24 protein-coding genes and 1 pseudogene are annotated in these 25,610 nt (G+C 37.0%); 18 read left to right on the forward strand and 7 right to left on the reverse strand.

Translation table 11 applies throughout. The features are described from left to right. The first annotated feature begins 267 nt into the window (after positions 1–267). From AC3RVF_RS13040 to AC3RVF_RS13060, 5 genes are all read left to right on the forward strand, one after another. A complete protein-coding gene (locus tag AC3RVF_RS13040; protein WP_489693531.1) occupies positions 268–1,122 on the forward strand; it encodes a DUF4238 domain-containing protein in 855 nt (284 codons plus the stop codon). A 136-nt stretch (positions 1,123–1,258) separates the two neighbouring features. Beyond that, complete coding sequence (locus AC3RVF_RS13045; protein WP_489693532.1) at positions 1,259–2,155, forward strand: ABC transporter ATP-binding protein; 897 nt, start codon at positions 1,259–1,261, stop codon at positions 2,153–2,155. Positions 2,156–2,160: 5 nt separating this feature from the next. Beyond that, positions 2,161–2,997 carry an ABC transporter permease gene (locus tag AC3RVF_RS13050; protein WP_489693533.1) on the forward strand — a complete coding sequence of 279 codons (837 nt, stop codon included), beginning with the start codon at positions 2,161–2,163 and terminating at the stop codon, positions 2,995–2,997. 222 nt (positions 2,998–3,219) lie between these two features. Then, the gene (locus AC3RVF_RS13055; protein ID WP_489691678.1) at positions 3,220–5,646 is read left to right on the forward strand and encodes a T9SS type B sorting domain-containing protein; all 2,427 of its coding nucleotides are present in this window, start codon (positions 3,220–3,222) and stop codon (positions 5,644–5,646) included. An 18-nt stretch (positions 5,647–5,664) separates the two neighbouring features. Next, positions 5,665–6,219, forward strand: a complete 555-nt coding sequence (locus AC3RVF_RS13060) for a hypothetical protein (protein WP_489691679.1) — start codon at positions 5,665–5,667, stop codon at positions 6,217–6,219. A 96-nt stretch (positions 6,220–6,315) separates the two neighbouring features. Here AC3RVF_RS13060 and AC3RVF_RS13065 read toward each other — a convergent pair whose 3' ends face one another. Beyond that, a complete protein-coding gene (locus AC3RVF_RS13065; protein ID WP_489693534.1) occupies positions 6,316–8,196 on the reverse strand; it encodes a vWA domain-containing protein in 1,881 nt (626 codons plus the stop codon). 100 nt (positions 8,197–8,296) lie between these two features. Beyond that, entirely contained in the window at positions 8,297–9,046 is a 750-nt protein-coding gene (locus AC3RVF_RS13070) for a lipopolysaccharide kinase InaA family protein (RefSeq protein WP_489691681.1), read from the reverse strand. Between the two features lie 48 nt (positions 9,047–9,094). Here AC3RVF_RS13070 and AC3RVF_RS13075 point away from each other — a divergent pair, with 48 nt between their 5' ends. Both AC3RVF_RS13075 and AC3RVF_RS13080 read left to right on the forward strand, forming a co-directional pair. Beyond that, a complete protein-coding gene (locus tag AC3RVF_RS13075; protein ID WP_489693535.1) occupies positions 9,095–10,168 on the forward strand; it encodes a glycosyltransferase family 9 protein in 1,074 nt (357 codons plus the stop codon). Continuing rightward, positions 10,165–10,746, forward strand: a complete 582-nt coding sequence (locus AC3RVF_RS13080) for a class I SAM-dependent methyltransferase (RefSeq protein ID WP_489691683.1) — start codon at positions 10,165–10,167, stop codon at positions 10,744–10,746. The genes AC3RVF_RS13075 and AC3RVF_RS13080 overlap by 4 nt, the downstream gene beginning before the upstream one ends. Before the next feature lie 6 nt (positions 10,747–10,752). Here the strand turns inward: AC3RVF_RS13080 and AC3RVF_RS13085 are convergent, their stop codons facing one another. From AC3RVF_RS13085 to AC3RVF_RS13095, 3 genes and pseudogenes are all read right to left on the reverse strand, one after another. After that, complete coding sequence (locus AC3RVF_RS13085; RefSeq protein ID WP_489691948.1) at positions 10,753–11,565, reverse strand: glycosyltransferase family 2 protein; 813 nt, start codon at positions 11,563–11,565, stop codon at positions 10,753–10,755. Positions 11,566–11,598: 33 nt separating this feature from the next. Further along, positions 11,599–12,414 (reverse strand): annotated as a pseudogene (locus tag AC3RVF_RS13090) (glycosyltransferase family 2 protein); the annotation flags it as partial. 18 nt (positions 12,415–12,432) lie between these two features. Beyond that, positions 12,433–13,392, reverse strand: a complete 960-nt coding sequence (locus AC3RVF_RS13095) for a class I SAM-dependent methyltransferase (RefSeq protein WP_489691684.1) — start codon at positions 13,390–13,392, stop codon at positions 12,433–12,435. Positions 13,393–13,485: 93 nt separating this feature from the next. Between AC3RVF_RS13095 and AC3RVF_RS13100 the strand changes: the two genes are divergently transcribed. From AC3RVF_RS13100 to AC3RVF_RS13110, 3 genes are read left to right on the forward strand one after another with little or no spacing between them, the layout of a single operon-like run. After that, positions 13,486–13,668: a hypothetical protein gene (locus AC3RVF_RS13100; RefSeq protein WP_489691685.1), complete on the forward strand. Its 183-nt coding sequence runs from the start codon at positions 13,486–13,488 to the stop codon at positions 13,666–13,668. Continuing rightward, on the forward strand, positions 13,656–13,955 hold the full coding sequence (locus tag AC3RVF_RS13105; protein ID WP_489691686.1) for a type II toxin-antitoxin system RelE/ParE family toxin: 300 nt from the start codon (positions 13,656–13,658) through the stop codon (positions 13,953–13,955). Before AC3RVF_RS13100 ends, AC3RVF_RS13105 begins: the two co-directional genes overlap by 13 nt. 8 nt (positions 13,956–13,963) lie before the next feature. After that, on the forward strand, positions 13,964–14,695 hold the full coding sequence (locus AC3RVF_RS13110) for a glycosyltransferase family 2 protein (RefSeq protein ID WP_489693536.1): 732 nt from the start codon (positions 13,964–13,966) through the stop codon (positions 14,693–14,695). Between the two features lie 25 nt (positions 14,696–14,720). Here AC3RVF_RS13110 and AC3RVF_RS13115 read toward each other — a convergent pair whose 3' ends face one another. Next, positions 14,721–15,425, reverse strand: a complete 705-nt coding sequence (locus AC3RVF_RS13115; protein WP_489693537.1) for a polysaccharide deacetylase family protein — start codon at positions 15,423–15,425, stop codon at positions 14,721–14,723. A 59-nt stretch (positions 15,426–15,484) separates the two neighbouring features. On the opposite strand from AC3RVF_RS13115, the gene AC3RVF_RS13120 reads away from it, so the two are divergent. The 8 genes from AC3RVF_RS13120 (at position 15,485) to AC3RVF_RS13155 (ending at position 23,250) form a co-directional block, all read left to right on the forward strand. Further along, positions 15,485–16,246, forward strand: coding sequence for a glycosyltransferase family 2 protein (locus AC3RVF_RS13120; RefSeq protein ID WP_489691689.1), 762 nt, complete (start codon positions 15,485–15,487; stop codon positions 16,244–16,246). 15 nt (positions 16,247–16,261) lie between these two features. Continuing rightward, on the forward strand, positions 16,262–17,326 hold the full coding sequence (locus AC3RVF_RS13125) for a glycosyltransferase family 4 protein (protein WP_489693538.1): 1,065 nt from the start codon (positions 16,262–16,264) through the stop codon (positions 17,324–17,326). A gap of 99 nt (positions 17,327–17,425) precedes the next feature. Then, positions 17,426–18,337 carry a glycosyltransferase family 2 protein gene (locus AC3RVF_RS13130; RefSeq protein WP_489693539.1) on the forward strand — a complete coding sequence of 304 codons (912 nt, stop codon included), beginning with the start codon at positions 17,426–17,428 and terminating at the stop codon, positions 18,335–18,337. Next, positions 18,327–18,887 (forward strand): L-threonylcarbamoyladenylate synthase, encoded by a 561-nt coding sequence (locus tag AC3RVF_RS13135; protein ID WP_489693540.1) that lies wholly within the window; start codon positions 18,327–18,329, stop codon positions 18,885–18,887. The genes AC3RVF_RS13130 and AC3RVF_RS13135 overlap by 11 nt, the downstream gene beginning before the upstream one ends. A gap of 75 nt (positions 18,888–18,962) precedes the next feature. Then, positions 18,963–20,387, forward strand: a complete 1,425-nt coding sequence (locus AC3RVF_RS13140) for a CCA tRNA nucleotidyltransferase (RefSeq protein ID WP_489693541.1) — start codon at positions 18,963–18,965, stop codon at positions 20,385–20,387. A gap of 109 nt (positions 20,388–20,496) precedes the next feature. Then, positions 20,497–21,516 carry a COX15/CtaA family protein gene (locus tag AC3RVF_RS13145; RefSeq protein WP_489691694.1) on the forward strand — a complete coding sequence of 340 codons (1,020 nt, stop codon included), beginning with the start codon at positions 20,497–20,499 and terminating at the stop codon, positions 21,514–21,516. 79 nt (positions 21,517–21,595) lie between these two features. Further along, complete coding sequence (locus AC3RVF_RS13150) at positions 21,596–22,108, forward strand: IS1096 element passenger TnpR family protein (protein WP_489691695.1); 513 nt, start codon at positions 21,596–21,598, stop codon at positions 22,106–22,108. An 83-nt stretch (positions 22,109–22,191) separates the two neighbouring features. After that, entirely contained in the window at positions 22,192–23,250 is a 1,059-nt protein-coding gene (locus AC3RVF_RS13155; protein ID WP_489691696.1) for a nucleoid-associated protein, read from the forward strand. Between the two features lie 60 nt (positions 23,251–23,310). Here the strand turns inward: AC3RVF_RS13155 and AC3RVF_RS13160 are convergent, their stop codons facing one another. After that, on the reverse strand, positions 23,311–25,509 hold the full coding sequence (locus AC3RVF_RS13160; RefSeq protein ID WP_489691949.1) for a RecQ family ATP-dependent DNA helicase: 2,199 nt from the start codon (positions 25,507–25,509) through the stop codon (positions 23,311–23,313). Between the last annotated feature and the right edge of the window lie 101 nt (positions 25,510–25,610).

The following is a 25,610-nucleotide window of genomic DNA, read 5'->3' on the forward strand; positions in this document are numbered from 1 at the left end:
TCCCAAAAGGCTATTATCCCTTCTCTTACGAATTAGACCATACCAGAATTGATTTCGTGTAGGTGAATAAAATAGTTAAATTTTGACTTAATACTACTAAATTTTAAAGTGAATAAAAACGAACGCCAACACTACCTGAGCGTCAGGCGAATTTTGTGCCTTCCACTTAGTTTAAATTTTTCGGCTATCTTTGGTTTTGGCCGAAAAATTAGTGAAAGTAAAACCGTCCAAGGTCATAGCCGGACCGATGCGTGTAATTAGAGAAAATTGAAAAACAAAGATTCCATAAGACATCATTACATTCCTAAATTTTTAATAAAAGGGTTTATTGATGAAAATAATTTGCTTTATATCTATGATGAAAAAAGGGACGAAATTTTAAGAAAGCAAAGAAGTTCAAAAAGTATTTTTTTTGAAGATTTTAGGAATACAATAAAGGTTGATGAGAAAAATCATTCATCAATAATTGAAGATTTTTGGTTTCAAAAATTAGATGATGAATCTTCTAATTTCATCCAGGAACTACAAACAGCAGAACTAAATTTCGAACTATTTTCTGACATCAATCTTGCACATTTGCAATTCTTTGTTATTAACCTTTTTTGGAGAATTCCAAAAACAGATTTTACTGCTAAAGATTTAATCCAACGGGCTGTAATTATAACAGAAGGGATAGATTTAGATACTATTAGAAATGATGAGGGATGGAATAAAATATTAAGGTCTAAATTATATAAAGAAACTATTGACCAAATGAAAGGTAGTCCAACCAAACCAGATGTGATTTATCCTAAAATTACTGAATTTGAAAAAGACTTATTTGTTTTAGGTGATTATCCATTTATTTTCAGAAATCGATTAGGAAAATTTACTGATTTAGTGGAAGATGATTATTTTATTGCTTTAACTTCAAAAAGAATTCTATCATCAACAAAAAAAGAATTACAATCATTCGATATGCAGATGTTTCTTCCTTATAACGCAGCAATCATTGATGAATCTCTAAACTATGTAGTATCTAACAATTTAAAAGTTATGGAAGGTTCAGTGGAATATTATAGAAAACTAAAAAAAGAACATTTGATTTATTTTATTAAAAAACAACTATTTAAAGAAAAATAACGGCATCCGACAAAGAATAGATTTAAAAAACCACATCACCTTTCACTTTTCACTTCTCACTTAAATTTGTAACAAAACCCATTCCCGCTCGTCATACTAACAACTGTTCTATACTATCGGGACCAAAAAATACTCCGTGGAAAACATTCTTACAATAAACAATCTCACCAAAAAATTTGGCTCACTCACCGCTGTAAACAATCTATCTTTTTCTATTGAAAAGGGAAATGTTTACGGCATCCTCGGCCCAAACGGCAGCGGAAAAAGCACAACTTTAGGAATTGTACTAAACGTAGTTAACAAAACTTCTGGCGATTTTAAATGGTTTGATGGCAACATTGATACCCACAACGCTTTAAAGAAAGTAGGCGCCATTATTGAACATCCCAACTTTTACCCATACATGACGGCGGTGCAAAACCTGCAACTGGTGTGTAAAATAAAAGAGGTTTCTGAAGAAAAGATTACCGAGAAATTACAATTGGTAGGATTAATTGACAGAAAAGACAGCAAATTCAGCACCTTCTCTTTGGGAATGAAACAACGCTTGGCAATCGCTTCGGCATTGCTGAACGACCCAGAAATATTGATACTTGACGAACCCACCAACGGACTCGATCCGCAGGGAATACATCAAATTCGAGAAATTATTAAAACTATTGCTTCGCAGGGAACTACAATTTTACTCGCTTCGCATTTGCTCGATGAAGTAGAAAAAGTATGTACCCACGTGGTAATTCTTCGGAAAGGCGTTAGTCTGTATTCTGGCAGCGTGGATGGAATGATTGCCAGCCACGGTTTTTTAACGATGCAGAGTAATGATATGGAATTGCTTCAAACTGCTTTGGAAGGAAATTCTGCCTTTGGCACCATAAAACGCGACGGGGAATATTTAATCGTTTACCTCAACCAACCGATGGATGCTTCAGATGTAAACAAGCTTCTATTTGAAAAAGGCATCACGCTTTCACACCTTGTAAAACGCAAAGAAAGCCTCGAAGAACAATTTCTTGAATTAACCAAACAAAACTAAGCAGCATGCTACGATTGCTAAATATAGAATTACAAAAACTGCGTTATAACCGCGCGGCCAAAGTTATTTCCATCATATATTTTATACTTATCACTTTTATCGCACTCATTTCTTCCATAGAATTCAATTTTGGCGATTTTCACTTTCGTGTGGCAGATCAAGGAATTTTTAACTTCCCGTATATCTGGCATTTCAACACCTATATGGCGGCTATTTTGAAGTTGTTTCTCGCCATCGTAATTGTTTCAATGATGAGTAACGAATACAGTTACAGAACGTTAAAACAAAATTTAATTGACGGTTTAAGTAAGAAAGAATTTGTGCTTTCAAAATTTTTAACCGTGTTACTTTTTGCAGGTATTTCTACGATATTCATTTTTTTGGTATCGCTAATCCTAGGTTTAAGTTTCTCTGACTATAACGAAATAGGCATCATTTTTAGTGATTTGGAATACATTGCAGCCTATTTCATAAAACTCGTGGCCTTCTTTTCTTTCTGTCTTTTTCTCGGAATTTTGGTGAAACGCTCTGCTTTTGCCCTTGGGTTTTTAATAGTTTGGCAGGTTGTAGAGTGGTTATTCTATGGTTTGATGAAATGGCAATTTTTTAAGGATACGAATATTGCAGACAATATTGCACAATTCTTTCCGCTAAATGCAATGGCAAACCTCATCAAAGAACCGTTGAGTCGTTTGGGAGCTGTACAATCTGCCGCCAATCAATTGGGTGAAGATTTCAGTAAAGATTATGGTGTAAGCTGGTTGAATGTTCTCATTGTATTGGTTTGGACTGCACTTTTCATCTATTGGTCCTATGCCATACTGAAGAAAAGAGACCTATAAAGCAGATCATCTCCTTGAATAGTTTGGATTAATAGTATTTTATTAATTTTTCTCTTCGGCACTCTGTGAACCTCTGTGTCTCTCTGTGTAATAGCCATAACACAGAGTTTCGCAAAGAAAACACAGAGATTCACAAAGTTTAGAATAATAAATTCTTAGCTTCAAAAAACAAGAGCGTCTTTTTTTGTCTATATTTAGCAGTCAATCAACTCTTAGTTTTCTTTGAAGCCTTACCTTTTCATACTTTCTTTACTTTTTTCTACCCTTGTATCTGCTCAAGATATTTCGCTATACCAACAGTTTAACGGGCATTTTGACTATACCGCTTTTGGTAACACGCTAAATGTTGAAGAAAACGGCCAAGGCGGAACATGCTTTATTCTTACCAGTAGCAGTGCCGATTTTCAACTGCAACCAAATCAAGAAGTAACCGCTGCCTATCTTTATTGGGCAGGCTCGGGTCCGGGTGATTTCAATGTTACTTTTAACCAAATTCCCATAACCGCTGAAAGAACATTTAATGTTACTTACAATAGTGGTGGTAATGATTACGTCTATTTTTCAGCATTTGCCGATGTTACAGAGCAAATTAGAACTACAGGCAACGGTAATTATACACTGTCTGATTTAGATCTTACCCTCGTAATCCCTTCATATTGTAGTCCTCCAGGCTCCGGTACCAACTTTGGCGGTTGGGCGGTAACGGTGGTTTATGAAGATGCTACGCTTCCCAACAATCAGGTAAACGTTTTTGACGGTTTGGAGAGTGTTTCGCGCACCAACCAAACCTTAGAAATAACATTGGACAATCTAATGGTACTGGATAATCAAGGTGCCAAAATCGGTTTCCTGGCTTGGGAGGGCGATCGCGGCTTAGCCGTAAATGAAACCCTTCGAATAAACGGAAATATTCTCAGCAATCCGCCGCTAAATCCGGCGGATAATGCTTTTAATGGCACAAATAGTTTTACGGGAAGCGATGTGCTTTATAATATGGATATCGATGTTTACCCTATTTCGAACTTTATAAATCCGGGCGATACTTCGGCGACTATTCAACTTACCAGCGGGCAAGATTTTGTAATGGTGAATAATATTATCACCGTTTTAAATACAGAACTGCCCGATGCAACCATTTCAATAGACAATATAATTGGCGGTACGGAATGTGGTAATCGAGAAGTCACTTTAGATTATACAGTTTACAACCTCAATAGTACCGATGTGCTTCCGGCAGGAACGCCTATTGCTTTTTATGCAGATGAAATATTAATTGCACAAAGTGCTACATTAGCAGTTATCCCCATTAACGGACAGGAAAGTGGAAGCATCACTTTTAACGTACCCAACAATATTGAAGCAGATTTTATTTTGAAAGCCATCGTGGATGATACCGGCAACGGAACTGGAATAATTAATGAAATAAACGAAGAAAATAACGAAGACGAAAGCCCAATTCATTTACTTATAAACCCCATAATAACGGGGCTGTACAATCTGGAGACTTGCGATGTCATTGGGGAAGAATATTTCGATTTAACGGAAGTTACATCAGAAATAGAACCACTTTACGACCTAAGTTTTCACCTTTCGGAAACGGATGCCGAAAACAATAACAACCCAATCGCCAACCCTGAAAATTTTCAAAATACTGAAAACCCACAGACTATTTACATTCGTGTTTCAAACCCCGACTGTTTTCTTATAGACAGTTTTACGGTGGAAGTTTTACCCTGCCCTTTGCCTGATGCAACAATAGAACTTTTTGAGATTTCCGCTTGTCGCGAGAGAGCGCTCTGGCTTCCGTTTACGGTTTATAATTTGGAAGCTACTGGTCCTTTGCCAGCCAATACGTCGGTGGCGTTTTATGCTGAAGGTATTTTGCTTGGGATTTCACAAACCCAGCAAAATATACCTATTGGCGGCAGTGAAAATGGTGAAGTAGAATTGATACTTCCCGACATTTTGCCGAATACGTTTTCTATCACTGCCGTAGTGGACGACGATGGAAATGGCAACGGTGCAGTTGAAGAATTGCGCGAAGACAACAATACATTTACGCAAATCATATCATTTGAAATCATCCCTCCTATTCCCAATTTGCCAGATTTATTGAAGTGCGATATAGGTTTTGACACGGCCATTTTCGACTTAACTGTTCAAGACCATTTAATTAGTTTGGCCCCGGAAGATGTGGTTCAGTATTTCACAACTATGGATAATGCTTCGGAAAATACCAATCCAATCAGTAATCCAACTGAATACCAAAACGGCACGGATCCTCAGACTATTTATGTGCGTTTGGAAAACGAAATCTGCTTTGCTACAACTTCATTTTTATTAACCACGGAAAACTGTGCGCCTTTTATTCCACAAGGTTTTTCACCAAACGGCGACGGGATAAACGATACTTTTGAAATAAGCAACCTCCTAAACATTTACGAAAACTTTGAATTGAATATCTATACTCGCGATGGCAACCTAATTCACACTGGTCGAAACGCTGATGGCTTTTGGGAAGGTGTGGCTACAGAAGGACTATTATTTACTGGAAACATTGTTCCGGTGGGCACCTATTATTACGTGTTGGTTTTGAATGACCCCAAATATCCAAAGGCCTTTATTGGATGGATTTATGTGAATTATTAAACATTTAAATTAATTAAAATGAAACAAATATTCTTTTTAATTCTTCTATTTCCGTTGCATTTATTTGCGCAAGATTCACCTGCATCCGTTCAATTTTGGAACTCTTTAAAGCAACACTGTGGTAAAACCTATGAAGGTACGATTACTGCTGGCGGAAAAGAAGGCGATGGCTTTGTGGGCGAAAAGCTCGTGATGCACGTGCGAAGTTGCGAAGAAAAAACAATCCGCATTCCATTTTTTGTTGGGGAAAATAAATCCAGAACCTGGGTGCTTTCAATGCAAGATGACAATCGTATTCTCTTAAAACACGATCATCGCCACAAAGATGGTTCCGAGGAAGAAGTTACACAATACGGCGGGCTCAGCCCTAATACAGGTTTGGCAAACATTCAATTTTTTCCTGCAGATCAGCATACAAGTAATTTAATACCTTTGGCGTCCACCAATGTTTGGTGGTTTACTATTGATGAAACTTCAATAACATATAACCTCCGAAGAATTGGTAGTGACCGTTTGTTTACAGTGCAATTTGATTTAACGAAGGAAGTAGGCAATCCGGGACCGCCGTGGTAAATAATTGGTAGTCGAATGAACTATAAAAAAAGAAGAGCGCTTTCGCGCCCTTCTTCAAAAAAACCAAACCACCTCACAATATTTTATAGTTTAGAATTATTTGCTGCTTTTTACCAAGCGAATAAACTCGGCTCGGTAACCGTCTTTATCTTGTCCTTTGCCTGCTTCGGCTAAGGCAATTACGTCTTCTTTCTTTTTGGTATTTATAAACTCAGATTTGCGAAGCTGCATTCCGAAAAGCGCCACAGCAGCCGAAAACTTTAAGTCTTCCGAAGCACTTTCCATAGTACTGTTTTCATCTTTTACCGTTTTTACAATCAGTTTGCTTACATCGCCATCGGGTTCTTTGTAGCGGAATTTTACCGTTAGCATTTCATCGGTATAATTCACATTGGTTTGTTTGGTGTATTTCAAATTATCGATATCCTTCAAATACTTGCTCTTTACTCCTACTGGGATTATTTCATATAAAGCAGTAACGGTATGCCCGCTGCCCAATTCGCCTGCATCTTTTGTATCGTCTTTAAAATCTTCATCGTTCAGCAAACGGTTTTCGTAACCAATTAAACGGTAAGCTTGAACTTTTGCAGGATTAAATTCTACTTGAATTTTCACATCTTTTGCGATTGTGTAAAGCGTTCCAAAAAATTCTGCACCCAACACTTTTTGCGCTTCTTGCATCGTATCTATATATGCGTGATTTCCGTTGCCTTTATCGGCTAGCGTTTCAAGTTTGCTGTCTTTATAATTACCCATTCCAAAACCTAAGCAAGTTAGAAACACGCCACTTTTGCGTTTATCTTCTATTAAACTTTCCATGGAACGGTCGCTGGAATTGCCAACATTAAAGTCGCCATCGGTAGCAAGTATTACTCGATTATTTCCTCCTTTGCTGAAATTTTCTTCAGCAATTTTATAAGCCAACTCAATCCCAGCGCCCCCTGCTGTTGAACCGCCTGCGCTTAAATTATCAATAGCTTGACGAATTATAAACTTCTCTGCTCCCGAAGTTGGTGGCAGCACTAATCCAGCCGCCCCTGCATAAACAACAATGGCTACTTTATCTTTTTCGCGCAATCTGTCTACCAAAACATTTAGTGCAGCTTTCAGCAAAGGCAATTTGTTGGGTTCATTCATAGAACCCGAAACATCTAATAGAAACACTAAATTTGAAGCTGGCACATTCTCTAACGAAATATCTTTTCCCTTTAAACCAATTCTAACCAATTTAGCATCGGCATTCCACGGAGAGTTTACAAGATCTGCAGTAATTGAGAAAGGATCTTTACCAACTGGCTCTGGATAGTTGTAGGCAAAATAATTTACCATTTCTTCAATCTTAACTGCGTCTTCCGGCACTTTCTGCCCATTGTTCAGCATTCGGCGAATGTTGCTATAGCCTGCTTTATCAACGTCTATGGAAAAAGTTGAAAGCGGTGCTGTACCCACACTTTTAAAAATGTTTTCTTCAATACGACCGTAAGATTCGTTTTCGGAAACGTTGTTATTATTAACGATAGCTCTTGAACCGTATAAAGAAGATGTCCCTCGAATAATCACTTTCTGCTCTGCCTTTTGCTTTTTTGAAGAGGTGTATGATGAATTATTTCTTCTAACCCCATAACCCATCGCATTTCTTATAGCATCATTATTAACAGAATAAGCCGTAACGACTACCTCATCTAAAGAAGCACCTGGCTTTAGGCTCACGTTAATTATCCCTGCTTTTTTAACTTTTATTTCTTCAGTAGCAAATCCTACATACGAATAGGTCAGGGTCTGTCCTATATTCGCTACAATAATATAATTACCATTAAAATCGGTTTGGGTTCCGTTGCTTGTTCCTTTAATAACAACGTTTACTCCAGGTAACGGAAGTGCGCTGTCATCAGTTACCGTTCCGCTGATGGAAACGGTTTGTGCGCCAAGCTGAAAACTCAGCAACGCAATTACTAAAAATGTGAAAAGTGTTTTCATAATGTGTGGTTTTTGTGTTAAACTTGAAGTAAAACTACCACACAGATACGGGGTGTAAAATAAGGAATGAGGGAACGAAGGGTTTGTATGAGTTAAACGGTTATCGCTTTCGTCTACGTAATTTCTTGCTGTCTATTTTTTTCTGAAAGGCTCTGCTATGTTTCAACATTAAAGCGTGCGTTTCATTATAACTTTTGCCGTAAAGTTTGGCATATTCTGCCGCCATCACTTTCACCATTGTTTTTGAAAGCCACAACCTTCGGAGGTTATGCATGCGTTTTTCAAAAGTCATATTTTCAAAAAGCATTCGGTTTAAATCAATTAGATAAAAATCGTAATTGTCGTTGCCGTTATCCATTATCAGCGTATTTCCCGGAGAATGGTCTAAAAAGTTTACACCATTTTCGTGAAGCTTGAAAGTGAATTGCGTAAACTGTTTTAAAACTTCTTCCCTCTTTATAAACTTTGGATTATGAATAAGTTCACGAAAATCGAAATCGTAATTTATCTGCTCACTTACGTAATAACTTTCTTTTAACCCACCCGAAAAAGTTTCCAAATATGCCACTGGAAAAGGGGTTTTTATATTCAGACCAATTAATTTTTTAGCGTATTCATAAGAACGTTTTGCCTTACTTTTGCGTACGTATTGATATACCAGAGATTGAAAAGCGTTGGGTGTTTTAAATTTTTTGATGTTTAAAGAATAACCATCAATTTTCACCATTTTTATAACATTGCGCTCGCCTTTGGTTACGTATTCACCATTTTTAGAAAAATTGTGTAGCACATCGCTTAGCTTTACAGCCATTTGCGAATAATCTGGATGAATAACAAAATTCTCTTGCATTATGAAAGAAGATAAAACCAAAAAAGGTATTTTGCGAAGGTAATCTATATGAAGAAAATTCTCGTTATACAGAACAAAAGAATTGGCGATGTACTAATTAGCTCCGTCATTGCCAATAATATCAAAAAGGTATTTCCGCAAAGTGAAGTAACCTATTTTGTGTATGATTACACAACTGGTGTTTTAGAAAATAACCCAAATATCGATAGAATTATTTCAGTAAAAGAAAAGGAACTTAAAAGACTCCCGAAGCTTTTACAAACTATCGCGAAGATAAAAAAGGAGAAATACGATATTATTTTCGATCCGTATTCCAAATTTCAAAGTAGAATGATTTGTCTGTTTTCGGGTGCCGAATACAGAATTGGACTTAAACGCGCACACAAAGAATTAAAGTTTCCTTTTTACACCCACCCAATTAGTTTTTTGGAACATCGCTCCAAAAACTGCGGTAAAGCGATTGAAGATAGAATAAATATGATTGCTTCTGTTTTTAAATTAGAAGCTCCCGAGTACGCTCCTAAAATTTTCTTGACCGATGACGAAAAAAATTACAGTCGGATTAATTCACTTCAGCGACCAGTAATTATGTTGGGCATTTTGGGCAGCACACCTCAAAAATCGATGCCTTATGAATATATGGTGGAAATAATTGACTTTATTACTGCCAATTACAAAGGCACTATTCTCTTCAATTACGCCCCGCACCAAAAAGAAGAAGCGATTAAAGTGTATGAAATGTGCCAGAATAAAGACCAAATAAATCTCGATATTTACGAAGACTCCATCCGCGGATTTATAAAACTGATGAATAAATGCGACCTTTTAGTTTCCAACGAAGGCGGAAGTGTACATATTACGAAAGCGCTCGAAAGACCTACGCTTACCATCTATTCACCTTACGTAAATAAAGAACATTGGTGCAGTTTTGAAGATGGCGACCATCACGATTCCATTCATTTATTGGAAGAAAAACCAGATCTCTTTAGTAGTTTTACTTTAGAAGAAAGAAGGCGAATTGAGCAAGACCCACATTCTCTTTACAAGCAATTAACCCCCGAAATGATTTTCGAAAAATTAAAGCCGTTTTTGGCGCATCATCTTAACAACAGCGGCACTTGAATCTACTAGACAAATTTCATAATTGGAGAAGAAAACAACGCTGGAATCGCCAATATAAAAAAGGGCGGTGGCAAAGTCTGCGTAGCGAAAAGGAAGCAAGTCGTTATCAAAAAATCATTGAATATATAAACCGTTTTTCACCTAAAAATCCAAGTATTTTAGATATTGGCTGCGGCGATGGATTGCTTACGGAACGAATAAACCCCGATGACTACTCTTACTTCTTAGGTTTAGATTTTTCAAAAGAATCCATAAAAATTGCAAGCGAAAAGAAATTACCAAAAGCCGAATTTCTTGCTGCCGATGCCGTGAAATTCATTCCAAAACAAGATTTTGATGTAATCGTTTTCAACGAAGCATTCTACTATATTCACGAAACCGAAAAGCAAAATGTACTTGACCGTATGTTGTCAAAACTCACCGATGGCGGAATTATAATAACTTCAATTTATCGCGAAGGCCACGGTTGCTGGGAATATTTTAAGGAAGACGAAAGATTAAAAGAGTTAGATTTCACAACCGTAACTACAGATGAAGAACTTCGTTATTGGAAAATTGGGGTTTATAAAAAGAATTAAACTGCCTTAATTAGTTACTTCAGTCTCTTTCGAAACAATGCCGTAATCTGTCCAAACACGCTTTTCCTTTTTCGTTATTCTTCGAATAGCCTTATTTTTTATAAACATTTCTTTCCGAACATAACCGCGCTCGTGGTCTAAATGCAGTGTAACTGTGCTGTAACGAATTTGCAATGGTTTTATACCATAGTTCATCAAGCGCTCGCCCATTTCGCGGTCCTCGCCACCATATTGCATACGTTCATCAAAGCCATTTACGGCAAGTACATCTTTCTTCCAACCAGAAGCATTGTTGCCGTCCCAAGTGGCGCTGGTGGGAGTGAATGTGTTTAAAATATCTTCCTTCAGTCCGTAGGAAGTTAGCTTATTAATTTTAAAGGTCTTTTTTAGGCCGTGTTTTAAAAGCCATTTCGCATTAAAACAACGCTGAGTTTCAATATCATCTTTGGTAATTTGTTTCGAAATATTCATCGACAATTTAAAATATCCCGCAGAAAGAAAACAACTCGGTCGGCTCAATCCAAGATGGGTTGCAACTAAATCATTCCTCGGAATACAATCGCCATCGGTAAAAATTAGATATTCGCCTTTTGCTACTTTTATGGCTTTATTTAGAATTTTCGTTTTCTGAAAACCGTGATCTTCCTGCCATACGTGTTTAATACTTAATGCCGAATTTGTCTTAAAAGATTCAATTAGATTTTTCGTTTCTTCCGAAGAACCATCGTCGGCTATTATAATTTCAAAATTCTTTTCTAATTGTTGCTCAAAACCCCAAAGTGCTTTTTTAAGCCATTCGGGTTGGTTGTATGTGCTCACAATTACCGAAACAAACGGAGCTTCATTATCATCTTTAACAATCCCGAACGCCGTCCACTTTTTATGTTGCCCACGTGTTTGTTGACGGATGGCCAAGTTTTTATTTATTGAATCTTCATTTTTGTAACCGCGCGGATGGTCCAAGTGTAATACAACTGCATTGTAGCGTATCTGTTTACTTTTAAGCCCAAGATTAATTAAACGTTCGCCCAATTCACGGTCTTGTCCGCCATACTGCATGCGTTCATCCAAACCGTTTACAGCGATTATATCTTTTTTCCAACCAGAAGCATTGTGACCATTCCAACTAGCGTTTGTAGGTGTAAACCGATTAAGAAGAAATGCTTTAAACGGTCCCGAATAGAGCTTGTTATTTTTAAAAGAAGATTGCAGTCCGTGTTGTTTTAACCACGAAACATCGAAACATTTTTCAGTATAAATATCTTCTTTTGAAATGTCTTTTGAAATATCTAAAGGAAGCATAAAGTAACCCCCTGAAAGGAAATAACCTTCTTCTCTAAATTTAACATGCTGCTCCACAAAATCTTTTCGTGGAATGCAGTCACCATCGCTCATAATTATATATTCAGCACTACATTGAAGGATAGCTTTATTAAGAATCTGCGATTTTTGAAAGCCTTTGTCTTCATGCCAAACGTGAACAATGGAGTAAAAAACCTCAGTTTCCATCCGTTTTAAGAGCTGTTCTGTCTCTTCATTAGAGCCATCATCGGCAATTACAACTTCAAATTGCCTGTATGTCTGATTGTTATAACCATACAGCACTTTTTCAAGCCATTCGCAAGAATTGTAGGTACTAATAATAATGGAAGTATCAATTGCAGTCATAGATTGGCAAAGGTAAAACTATTTCTTGCGTAAATAAAAAGCAGCTTGATCACCCCGCTCCTCTTTATTGAGGGTAGTGGCCTTTTGTTCGTATTTAAAATTTTGAACTTTTCTGTTAAGTGAACTTGAAAAACCTTTTTCTTTCGGCGCAGAAAGGGGGATGTCTTTCAAGTACTTTTCGCTTCCCGTAAATTGAAAATGTGTAGAATCATAAGCAACTTTATACATTTCAAAATTAGTTTTGCCTGCAAGTAGCTGCATACTTTTTTGCGAATGAAGGAAAAAATGTCGCGGCGCATCCAATTGTACCCATTTAACACCATAATGTGCCCAAGCAAAAGAAGAAACCGTCGGAATACGAATTATGCAAACTCCGCCCGGAGCTAAAAGCTTATACACTTTTTCTAAATTCTCCAAAGGATCTGGCAGATGTTCAAAGGCGTGGTGATAGGTTATAATATCATAACTGCCTTCCATATCATAAATACTGCTTTTTTTAATGGTTAATCCATTTTCATATTTAATGGTATCATTCAAAAAAGGATCGCAACCCGTTACGTTTTTAAAACCTACTTCCGCCAGCGGATATAAAAAATTTCTACCATTGCCACAGCCAACATCCAGAATTCGGGTTTCCTTATTTACATGTAAACCTTTAAAAATGGCGTATTCCTTTTTTCCTAAAATTTTACCCAAGGTATTTTGGTAAACTGGCCCACCAAGCACCGCAGCTTCGTATTGCTTCTTTTTAATGGCGCCTTTTGTTCCTTTAAATTTCTTCCCATCGTAAGTGTCAAAACTGTAATAATCTCCCGGATAATATTTGCCCATATCCGCAGGAAATTCAGCAATCTGAAGACACCCGCAATTAGAACATTGAAAATATTCAAAATTTTCGCGTAAGCCGTACATCATCTCTTTTGCTGTAAAGCTTTGATTTGCTTCGTTATTGCCACAAATTCTGCAAGTATTTGTCATAAATTGAAAATTGCTTTAAGCTCCAAAGATAAAGTTATTTATGAAGTTGGCTCAGAAATCGAAAAGTTGTAATTTAGAACAAAATATAGAAAGATGATTACGAAGACTTTTCTTAAAAAACATATTGAAAAATTTCCTGAAGAATTCACTATTGAAGAACTCATCGAGCGGTTTATTTTCATAGATAAGCTTGAGAATCGCATTGAAAAGTCTAAGCAGAATGATACAATAAGCGAAGAAACTTTAGAAAACGAAATGCAGGAATGGTTCAAATAAAATGGCTTTCTGATGCAAAAATAGATTTAAAAGAAATCTACTATTATATTTCACTTGATTCAAAAATCTACGCTCGGCGCCAAGTTGAAAAAATAAAACAATCCACAGAAATAATTAAAACCTATCCAAACATTGGTAAAATTGTGGAGGAAATGGAAGACCCTAATATTCGTGAATTAGTGGTAGGAAATTACAGAATTATTTATAGAATTGTAGATATAAAAAGGATTGATATTTTGATGATCCATCACGGAGCGAGAGACCTTTTTAGAAGAATAAAAAAATAGCTATGCCAATGCTTACTGTTATCATACCCACTTTTAACGAAGAAGCATATTTAGAAGATGCGCTCTTTTCGGTTGCATTTGCCGATGAAATAATCGTGATCGATTCTTTCAGCACGGATACTACCCCCGAAATAGCCAAGAAATACGCAACAAAATTTCTTCAGCGAAAATTCGATAACTTTTCAAACCAAAAAAATTTCGCGTTAAAAGAAGCAACTGGCGACTGGGTATTATTTGTAGATGCCGATGAACGCGTAACTCATTCTTTGGAAGCAGAAATTAATGCAACGCTCCAAAACCCCAAACACGGCGGCTACAAAATCAATTTCCCACATTTTTATATGAACCGTTTTTTATATCATCATAGCGATGATGTGCTTCGACTCGTAAAACGAGATGGCGCGCTATATGCTGGTTCGGTACACGAAAAGCTTACTTGTATAGGCAGTATCGGAAAACTGAAAAGCAAAATGCTCCATTTTACTTACAAAGGTTTAGATAATTATATTTCTAAAAAAGAGTCGTACGCGTGGTTTCAAGCGCAGCAACTGTTTGATAAAGGAAAAAAAGTTACTTGGTTTCACCTCTTTTTTAAACCTAGCTATCGCTTTTTTCGTTCGTTCATTTTAAAAGGTGGATTTCGCGATGGCGTACCAGGAATGACCGTTGCCGCGGTAAATGCGTATGGTGTTTTTGAAAGGTATGTGAAATTAATGTTATTGCAAAGGGGAATGCGTTAGCAGCCCCCTAGCCCCCGAAGGGGGACTAAAACCACTTCCCAAACCGAATTTTCTGCCGAAACTTCAACAACGAAAATTCTCCTTTTACATCGATACGCTGAATTTCAAAAGGTTTTTTAAACGGAAATGAATTTATTCTATTTCCAATGCGCAGCCCGTAAGTGATTCCGTTATCTAAAAGTGTTTTTTTGAAAATTTCATTTGTCTTCTTTTCCTTCGGAAATTTGCCGTATGGATACGCTAGTACTGCTGAAAAATTCAATTCATTTTCTAAAACAAACTCTTCACAACGACGGGTGTCTGCTTCAATTTCCTCATTGGAAAGTGCAGTGTACTTTTTGTGTTTAAAAGAATGAAACCCGAGTTCAATAATTTTTGGGTCCAGATTTTTCAACTGTTCCGAAGTCATAATTTCCAAAGAAGAAGTATTCCAACTGTCAGTTTTCCCCAAAAAATTCAAAGGCACAAAAAATGTAGCTTTCAATTTATACTTTTTCAGCAATGGCAGCGCCAATTCCATTTGACTCACATAGCCGTCATCAAAAGTAATGACGATGTTTTTGTTTTTTGGCAACGACTTCAGTTTTGTCAATTCCCTAAAATGGTAGGTTTTATAACCATTTTCAGCCAAATGCTTAAATTGTTTTTCAAGATTTTCGGCAGAAATCGTCAAACCTTTTCCCGCCTCTGCGGTAATGTGGTGGTACATTAAAATGGGAAGCTTCGCCATAACAGTTTTCAGATTTATAGTTGTAAAATTATTACTTTTACGCAAACTACAATCCGTTTTTGGAAAACACTGCAAAAATCACCGCAATCGCAATCACTCTCAACGAGGCTCACAATATTGAAGGCTATATAAAAAGCCTTTGGTTTGCGGACGAAATTGTGATTGTGGATTCTTATAGCAGTGATGAAACGGTAGCTTTGGCGTCCAAACACGAAAAAGTTACAGTCTATCAGCGGGCTTTCGACAACTTTTCTGCACAGAAAAATTTCGCTATTTCAAAAGCAAATAACGATTGGGTTACTTTTTTCGATTTGGATGAAGAAATAACGCCAGCACTCGCCGATGAAATTGTTGAAAATTTCAAAAACCCTTCAGCCATTGCATATTTTGTGAAACGCGATTTCTATTTTATGGGGAAACGCATTAAATACAGTGGCTTGCAGAATGATTTTATAATTAGGTTTTTCAATAAAAATCATTGTCAATACAACGCAAAACTTGTTCACGAAACGCTAGAGGCAGATGGCAAAACTGAATATTTAAAAAACAGTCTCCCGCATCACACCTATAAATCTTTTGACGATTATACCGCCAAAATGCATCAATACAGTACGCTGCAAGCGCAAATGCTTTATAAAAAAGGAAAGAAACCAAACTACTATCATTTTCTATTCCGCCCTTTTTATAGATTTTGGAACCAATTCATTTTCAGGTTGGGTATTTTGGACGGGAAAGAAGGCTTTATTTTGGCCTATGTAAGCGCCTTTTCGGTGTTTAAACGATATGTGAATCTTTGGTTGTTGTACAGAAATATAGATTAAACTTAAATGGCTAATTTGAAACAAGTTTTTTTAGAATCGCATAATTTAAAAAACCGTTATTCGGGCTTTGGGCAGTTTAATTACCACCTCATAAAAGCGTTGGCTGAATTTCCTCAGGACGATTTTGAAATAGTTTTGAATGCGAAGAATATCGCAGAACTAAAAGAAGAATTTGGCGCAACTTTCAAATACCGAAAATACAGTTCGCTTACTCGCCATAAACCTTTCCGAATAAAGAAAAAATACAATCTTTGGCACTGCCTAAATCAAAATATAAAGATTGAACCTTTCTTCAACATTCCTTATTTATTAACGGTTCACGACGTACATTTTGTAACCGAAGGCACTGTGGAATTGCAAGAAAAGCTGAAAAAGCAATTCAACGAAAAACTGAAACGCAGCAGTGCAATTGCATATATTTCGGAATTTGCAAAGCAAGATACCCACGCACATTTTAGTGTTCCCAACATTCCGGAATATGTAATTTACAACGGAAATACGATTACCGACATCACACTTCCGAAGGATTATAAACCTTCAATTTTACCACAAAAACCCTATCTTTTTTCCATAGGCGATTTCAGCGAACGCAAAAATTTTATGAGTCTCGTGGAAATGTTGCGCTTTCTGCCCGATTATAATTTGGTGCTCGCGGGTAGCAATAGTTCAAATTATGCTGAAAAACTTACTGAAATGGTACAGCAGTACGGTTTTGAAAACAGAGTGTTTCAAACTGGGAAAATAGCCGATTTAGACAAACAATATTATCTTCAAAATTGTGAGGCCTTTGTTTTTCCATCGCAGCGTGAAGGTTTCGGAATTCCTCCAATTGAAGCGATGCGTTTTGGCAAACCGGTATTTCTTTCAAATAACACTTCCCTCCCTGAAATTGGTGGTGAACATAGCTTTTTTTGGGATCATTACGACTCCGAATATATGGCGAACGTATTGAAAAACGGAATGGAGAAATATAAAAACAACAAGCCGTTTTATGAAAAATGGTACGTAGAACGCGCCAAAAGTTTTAGTTGGAAAACCACCGCCGAAAAATATCTCGAAGTTTATAAAAGCTTGATATAACTCGCTTAAATATTTAAATCTTTCGGCTAACTGCCACAGAGAGTAATTGTATCTTTGCCAAAAATCAGTTGGAAAAATTCCACCACTAAAAATTATTTGATGGATATTGCCGTAATCATTATCAATTACAACTCTTCAAAATATACTTTGGAGTGCATAAACACTGTGATTGAAAAGACTTCGGAAAAAATAAACTACCAAATTATAGTAGTAGATAATAATTCAACGCCTTCGGAATATAAAATTTTAAAGGATAATTTTCCACAGCAGCAGAATGTTTCGCTTCACAGAAGTAATATAAACACAGGCTTTGGCGGCGGAAATATGTTCGGAGCACAATTCGCGAAAGCAGATTATTTGCTTTTTCTGAATAACGATGCAATGCTGCTAAATGACTGTCTAAGCATTTTGTTGCGTTTTATGAATAGTCAGTCAAAAGCAGGCGTTTGTACCGCTCAAAATTTTGATGAAGACAATAATTTTGTTCCTTCTTTTGATCATAACAAAGGCTTGCGAAGATTACTTTTTGGACGCGGATTTCTTGAGAAAAACGATTCAAAATTATATCCCAATCGCAAAAAACAATACGCAGAGCCACTGCAAGTAAACTGGGTTAATGGTGCTTTTCTGTTTTTCGACAGCAAAGCATTTTCGGAAAGTGGTGGTTTCGACACTAATATTTTCCTGTATTGGGAAGAAATGGATATTTGTCATCGCCTTGAAAAACTGGGTTATGAAAGTTGGCTGGTTCCCGAAGCCCAAATTCTGCATCATCAAGGTGTAAGTACGGGTGTTTCGAAAGCGATAAATAAAGAGAGTTATATTTCATATTTATATGTGCTTCGGAAAAATTACGGATATGGAAAATATTTATTGATTAGAATATATCTAACAATCGCGCTTTTATTGAAGCCCAAAAAATGGTATTTGCTTCCTATTATTTTGAAGAGCAACAACCAATCACAATCGTTAAAACAAAAACAAAAAATCACCTTTTTAGATGAAAACTGAAATCGAAAATTGCCTGACTATTTTAAAAAAAGGAGGATTAATTCTTTATCCCTCTGACACCATTTGGGGAATAGGCTGCGATGCCACCAATTCTGAAGCCGTGGAAAAAGTGTTCCAACTTAAAAAAAGGAGCGATAAAAAATCGTTAATCTGTTTGGTGAGCGATTTCAAAATGCTGAACGAATACATTGAAAACGTACCCGAAGTGGCTTACGATATTTTGAAATATGCAAAAAAGCCAACAACCATCATTTACGACGACCCAATTCGTGTGGCTGAAAATCTAATTGCGGAAGATAATTCGCTTGCTATTCGCGTTCCGAAGGATGATTTTTGCAAAACATTAATAAAGAAAATGCGCCGACCACTTGTCTCAACTTCGGCCAATGTATCGGACGCAAAAACTCCACAAATTTTTAGTGAAATAGACCCCGTAATTTTGGAAGGCGTAGACTATGTTGTAAATTTGCACCGCGAAAGAAAATCTGGAAAACCTTCGGCGATTATTAAGTTGAAAAATGATGGATCGGTGAAGGTTGTAAGGCAATAAAATTGACATAAGACAAGGGGACATAAGACGCAAGACTAATTATTTTGCGCCTTTGCGACTTTGCGAGAGAAAAAAATGATCAAACCATCCTACATATCCGCTTTAAAAAACCCAATCTTTAGAACTATTTCAAAAGCTTCCGAAAACCTAAATTTAGAAAGCTATGTTATTGGCGGCTATGTGCGCGATTTTCTTTTAGATCGCGGCGATGCGAAAGACATTGATATTGTTGCTGTTGGGAACGGAATTGAACTCGCTCAAGAGGTTTCAAAATTACTTCCTGGAAAACCAAAAGTTTCTATTTTTAAAACTTACGGAACAGCCATGCTAAAAAGTGGCGGCATAGAGCTTGAATTTGTAGGTGCCCGAAAGGAATCCTATTCCGAAGAAAGCCGCAATCCTGCTGTGGAAAACGGCACTTTAGCAGACGACCAAAACCGAAGAGATTTTACCATAAATGCTTTAGCCCTAAGTTTAGGTGAAGAAAATTTTGGTGAATTGCTCGACCCGTTCAACGGTACTGACGATCTTCAGAAAAAAATAATCCGCACGCCGCTCGATCCAGACATTACGTATAGCGATGACCCACTGCGAATGCTCCGCGCTATTCGTTTTGCAACCCAATTGAACTTTATTATTGAAAAGGATTCGCTGGAAGCAATCACACGAAATGCCGAACGGATAAAAATTATTACGAAAGAGCGAATTGTGGACGAGCTCAACAAAATATTACTTGCCGAAGTGCCTTCAAAAGGATTTGCACTTTTGCATAAAACAGGGTTACTCCCCTTTATTTTGCCAGAATTGGTTGCACTACAAGGAATAGACGAAAAAGAAGGACAAACCCACAAAGACAATTTTTGGCACACCTTGGAAGTGGTCGATAATATTTCAAAAGCCACAGACGATCTTTGGTTACGATGGGCGGCGTTGCTTCATGATATAGGAAAAGCGCCAACAAAAAAATTCGATAAAAAACTGGGTTGGACCTTTCACACACACGAATTTGTGGGTGCTAAAATGGTTTACAAACTTTTCAAAAGGTTAAAAATGCCACTGAACGATAAAATGAAATTCGTTCAAAAAATGGTGTTGATGAGCTCTCGCCCAATTGTTTTGGCGAGCGAAGTAACCGATAGCGCTGTGAGGCGTTTGATTTTTGATGCAGGTGAATATGTAGAGGATTTAATGACGCTTTGTGAAGCAGATATAACTACCAAAAATCCGAAGAAGTTTAAAAAATACCACGCCAATTTTCAAACGGTGCGCGAAAAAATTGTGGAAGTTGAAGAACGCGATCAAGTTCGTAATTTTCAGCCGCCCGTTAGTGGTGAAGAAATTATGAAAACTTTTAATCTCAAGCCTTCGCGCGAGATTGGAATTATAAAAGACGCCATAAAAGAAGCAATTCTGGAAGGTGAAATTCCAAATGAATATGAAGCTGCCCACGATTTTATGTTGAAAAAAGGAGTGGCTATTGGGCTCAAAGCAGTTGATTAAGGACAAGTGGGAATGGTAGTGTTCAGTGTTCAGTGTTCAGAAAATAAAAAATAATTCGTGCATTCGTGGTGGTTTTTTTCAGAGACTGCACAATTAAAACAATAATTCAGTGGCAAATAAAGACAACAAAAAGGTAATTTACTGGCTCTTAACGGGCTGTTTCCTTATTTTTATTATGGTGGTGATTGGCGGCATTACTCGCCTAACCCATTCCGGACTTTCAATTTCTAGTTATAAATTAATTTCGGGTTCAATTCCACCGCTAAATGAAGCCGAATGGATTGCCGAGTTTCAACATTATCAGCAATTTCCAGAATATCAAAAGCTGCACACCCATTTTGATCTCGAAGACTTTAAGGATATTTATTTCTGGGAATACATTCACAGAGTTTTGGGCAGACTACTTGGCATTGTGTTCCTTGTACCCTTCCTTTATTTTCTTCTAAAAAAACAACTCACCAAACCCACGATTAAAAAGGCTGTAATTCTCCTATTTCTTGGGGGATTTCAAGGGTTTTTGGGCTGGTATATGGTAAAAAGTGGGCTGATTGACAGGCCGAGTGTGAGCCATTATCGGCTTGCAATGCACTTAACTACTGCTTTTATAACTTTTGCTTACACTTTTTGGGTAGCACTAGATTTAATTTATCCTGCTAAAAAAGAAATCAATACACACATTCGAAATATAATCCGTTTTGGATTGGCTGTATTGTTAATCCAAATTATTTGGGGCGCTTTTGTTGCAGGTCTCGATGCTGGCTGGATTCACAACCATTGGCCTTTAATGAACGAGGGCAAATTAATCCACGAAACGGTCTATACAGAACAGGTTCCACTTTGGAAAAATTTTGTTGAAGGTAAAAGTGGGGTTCAGTTTGTTCACCGCTATATGGCGTATGTAGTTGTTGCTACAATTCTTTTTATTTGGTACAAAACGAAAAAATTGCCGTTAACGATTCTCCAGAAAAAGGGAATTAATATTTTATTGATTCTGGTTTTTGTACAATTCATTTTAGGTGTTTTTACGCTAATATTGCAGGTACCTGTGGTTTTAGGCGTTTTACACCAAGTAACTGCCTTTTTCCTATTAGCTTCCATGACCTATGCGCTGCATAGATTTTCAAAATAAAAAGAAAACCTAAAAGGCAAACTTCAACCGAATACTGCTTACTTTTTAATAACTTTGCATCCCAAAAAAAATTAAAAAAATGATTTACCGCTTCAGGGTTATTCTCGACACACACGAAGATGTTTTCCGCGATATTGAAATAAAAGCTTCTGCTACATTAGAAGATCTTCACAACGCCATTACCCAATCTTTTGGGTTTGATGGGTTAGAAATGGCTTCCTTTTACATCAGCAATGATTTATGGGAAGAGGGCGAAGAGATTTCTCTTTTTGACGTAAGCGACGAGCCGGGAGGAATTCGGGTTATGAACGAAACTTTTTTAGAAGATGTGGTTGATGAAAATAAAACCCGATTATTGTACGTTTACGATTTTCTAAATATGTGGACGTTTATGGCAGAACTTGCCGATATTGCCGAGGCCGAAGAAGGTGTGCTTTATCCAAACCTTATGTTTGCTCACGGTCAAATACCGGAAGAAGCTCCAGAAAAAGAATTCATTGCCGAGGACATCGAAGAGGATGATTTAGATGAAGATTTCGATTTGGATCCAGAGGATTATGACAATCTCGATTTTGACGAAAACTGGAATTAAAACGGTTGACGGTACATAAAATCTTAATTATCATTTAATATTTCACTTTTACATTTTCACCTTTTTAATTACCTATAATAAATATGATCAACCTTTTCAGTACCCACATTGCATCGCTTTCCATTCATAGGGTGGGTAATAAAAGTAGGAACGAAGCAATTTTTCTTTCAGCAAATCCTTATAAAATGGACGATGAAATCACGCCATTGCTAAAAGAATTCTTCTTAAAACCATTCCGCGAAAAGGAGGAAAACTATTTTCAGTTTACACACGAAGCCGATTTAGAATTTCACGAACTTTTTAATAGCACTACAAAGATTTTCGACAATCCTGAAAATATTCACGAAGAAAGTCGCAAAATGGCAACCTACCTTTATAACCAATCGGAACATCCGCATATAAAAAGTGGCGAAGTCTATATAGCTTACCTTGAAGGCGTGCAGCTCGACAATGTGAAAATGGACGCCATCGGTATTTTTAAAAGTGAATTAAAGCAGGATTTCCTTCAGTTTGCAGAAGATGGCAATCAGTTGGAAGCTATGCTGCAGCACGGTGTAAATTTGAATAAATTAGACAAAGGTTGTATCATTTTCAATTCGAAAAAAGAAGAAGGATACAAAATACTTTCTGTAGACAGCAACCGCTACGATGCACGTTATTGGCTGGAAAGTTTTTTAGGAGTAGAAGCATTTGCGGATGATAATTTCTACACAAAAAAGTATTTGAAATTCTGTCAAGATTTTGCGAAAGACGTGGTGCTACCCGCAGAAGATAAAAAACAGGAAGTAATGTTTATGAACAGAGCAGTGAATCATTTTGCGAAAAATGATCAATTTGAAGAAACTGCGTTTATGAACGAGGTAATAGATAATCCAGATTTATTGCCGGAATTCCGTCATTATAAAAGCGAAAAAGCACCTAAATACAGCATTGAAGATTTAACCACTTTCCCCATTGCAAATACTGCTGTTACAGCTGCTAGAAAGAAAATAAAGAACGTTATAAATTTGGATACTAATATTCAGATTAAGCTAGACTTTATCAATCCAGATAGTGCCGAAAAATTTATTGAAAAGGGTTGGGATGAAGAAAAGCAGATGTATTATTACTTAGTGTATTTCAACAAAGAAGAAAAATCATAAAAAAAATTCTTGTAGAGACGCATCGCTATGCGTCTCTACAACAATGTATAATTCGCGGGGTTAATTACCAACCTCGCTAATAAATTTAATACGGTATAAGCGCAGTTCCTCTTCATCATAATCGCCGTCAAATTCATCGAGCGCTTTTTCAATACTGTCTGTATTGGTCTCTAAAAAATAATCGTGAATTTCTTCCTGTTGGTCTTCGTCCAACACCTCATCAATCCAATAGTTTATATTTAGCTTAGTTCCGCTGTAAACAATCGCTTCCATTTCTTTTATAAATTCTTTCATTTCAATGCCCTTGGCACTTGCAATGTCTGGTAAAGCGAGTTTGCGATCTACGTTTTGGATGATGTACAATTTAAGCGAACTATTGCTTCCTGTAGATTTTACTACGAAATCTTCTGGCCTGATTATATCGTTATCTTCAACGTAATTTTGAATTATTTTCAGAAAAGGTTTTCCGTATTTCTTAGCTTTTCCTTCGCCTACCCCGTGAACATTTGAAAGCTCTTCGAGAGTTATTGGGTATTTAAGAGCCATGTCTTCCAACGAAGGTTCTTGAAAAATTACAAATGGCGGCAAGTCTAAATCGTGTGCTACTTTTTTAAGTTCCGATTTTAAGAGTTTGAAAAGATTTTCGTCTACTATATCTCCTCCTTTTTGAACACCTACAATTATATCGTCATTGGCATCTTTAAAGGAATGATCTTCAGTCATCATGAAAGACGAAGGCGATTTTATAAATTCTTTCCCGGAATCTGTTAAATGAATAACGCCATAGGTTTCAATATCTTTTTTCAAAAATCCAGCTACCAAAAGCTGGCGAAGTAGCGCCATCCAATATGCAGAATCATGGTCTGCACCCGAGCCAAAATATTCTTGAGCATCGGTGCGGTGCGATTTTATTAGGGCATTTACCTTCCCTATTAATACATTTACAACCTCTTTACTTTTGTATTGTTGGTTAGATTTTGAAACTACATCTAAAAGCAGGGCCGCATCGTCTTTTGCTTCGTGTTTCTTTTTGGGATAACGCATATTGTCGTCCATCATGCCGCCATCACCGGTTTCATTGTCAAATTCTTCCCCGAAATAATGAAGAATAAACTTTCTACGCGACATAGAAGTTTCAGCAAAACCAACTACTTCCTGTAAAAGCGCATGACCAATTTCTTGTTCGGCCACGGGTTTGCCACTCATGAATTTTTCTAGTTTCTCTATGTCTTTATAGCTATAAAAAGCTAAACAATGCCCCTCGCCGCCGTCACGACCTGCGCGTCCGGTTTCTTGGTAATAGCTTTCAATACTTTTTGGAATATCATTATGAATAACAAAGCGTACATCTGGCTTGTCTATTCCCATTCCAAAGGCAATGGTTGCAACCACGACGTCTACATCTTCCATTAAAAACATGTCTTGATGTTTTACACGCGTTTTTCCGTCAAGGCCTGCATGATAGGGAACAGCTTTAATACCGTTTACCTGTAAAGCTTGCGCAAGTTGTTCTACCCTTTTTCGGCTTAAACAGTAGATAATTCCTGTTTTTCCTTCGTTCTGTTTTACAAAGCGAATAACGTCTGCATCAACATTTTTTGTTTTCGGACGTATTTCATAATAAAGGTTTGGACGATTAAAAGATGCCTTGAAAGTGTTGGCATCTGGCATTCCCAAGTTTTTCAGAATATCTTCCTGTACTTTTGGAGTTGCAGTGGCGGTAAGCCCAATTATAGGTATGTTATCGCCAATTCTTTGAATAATGCTTTTTAGGTTTCTGTACTCAGGTCTAAAGTCATGGCCCCACTCGCTAATGCAGTGCGCCTCATCTATCGCCATAAAGGAGATTTTCTGAGTTTGCAGAAAAGATACATATTCTTCTTTTGTAAGCGATTCGGGAGCAACGTACAATAGTTTTGTTATTCCGCTTGCAATATCGCTTTTTACCGTTTTCACTTCGGTTTTATTGAGCGATGAATTTAAAACATGAGCGATGCCGTCTTCCGAAGAGAGAGAACGTAATACATCTACCTGATTTTTCATTAATGCAATAAGAGGAGAAACGATTATGGCCGTTCCTTCTTGCATAAGTGCTGGAAGTTGATAACAAAGTGATTTTCCACCGCCCGTAGGCATAACCACAAATGTATTTTTACCATCGAGGATACTTTTTACCACTTCTTCCTGTAAACCTTTGAAGCGGGTAAATCCAAAATATTTTTTCAGGGCTGCGTAAATGTCAGTTTCTGCCACGCTGATTGAGTTTTTAAAAGACAATTCAGTTTTAGTCAACAATACATTGTTTTACTGATTAACAATTGTAATTTTGCAACCGTATTACGTTGACTGCATCTTAAACG

The organism is Aequorivita sp. IT1183, assembly GCF_058068265.1.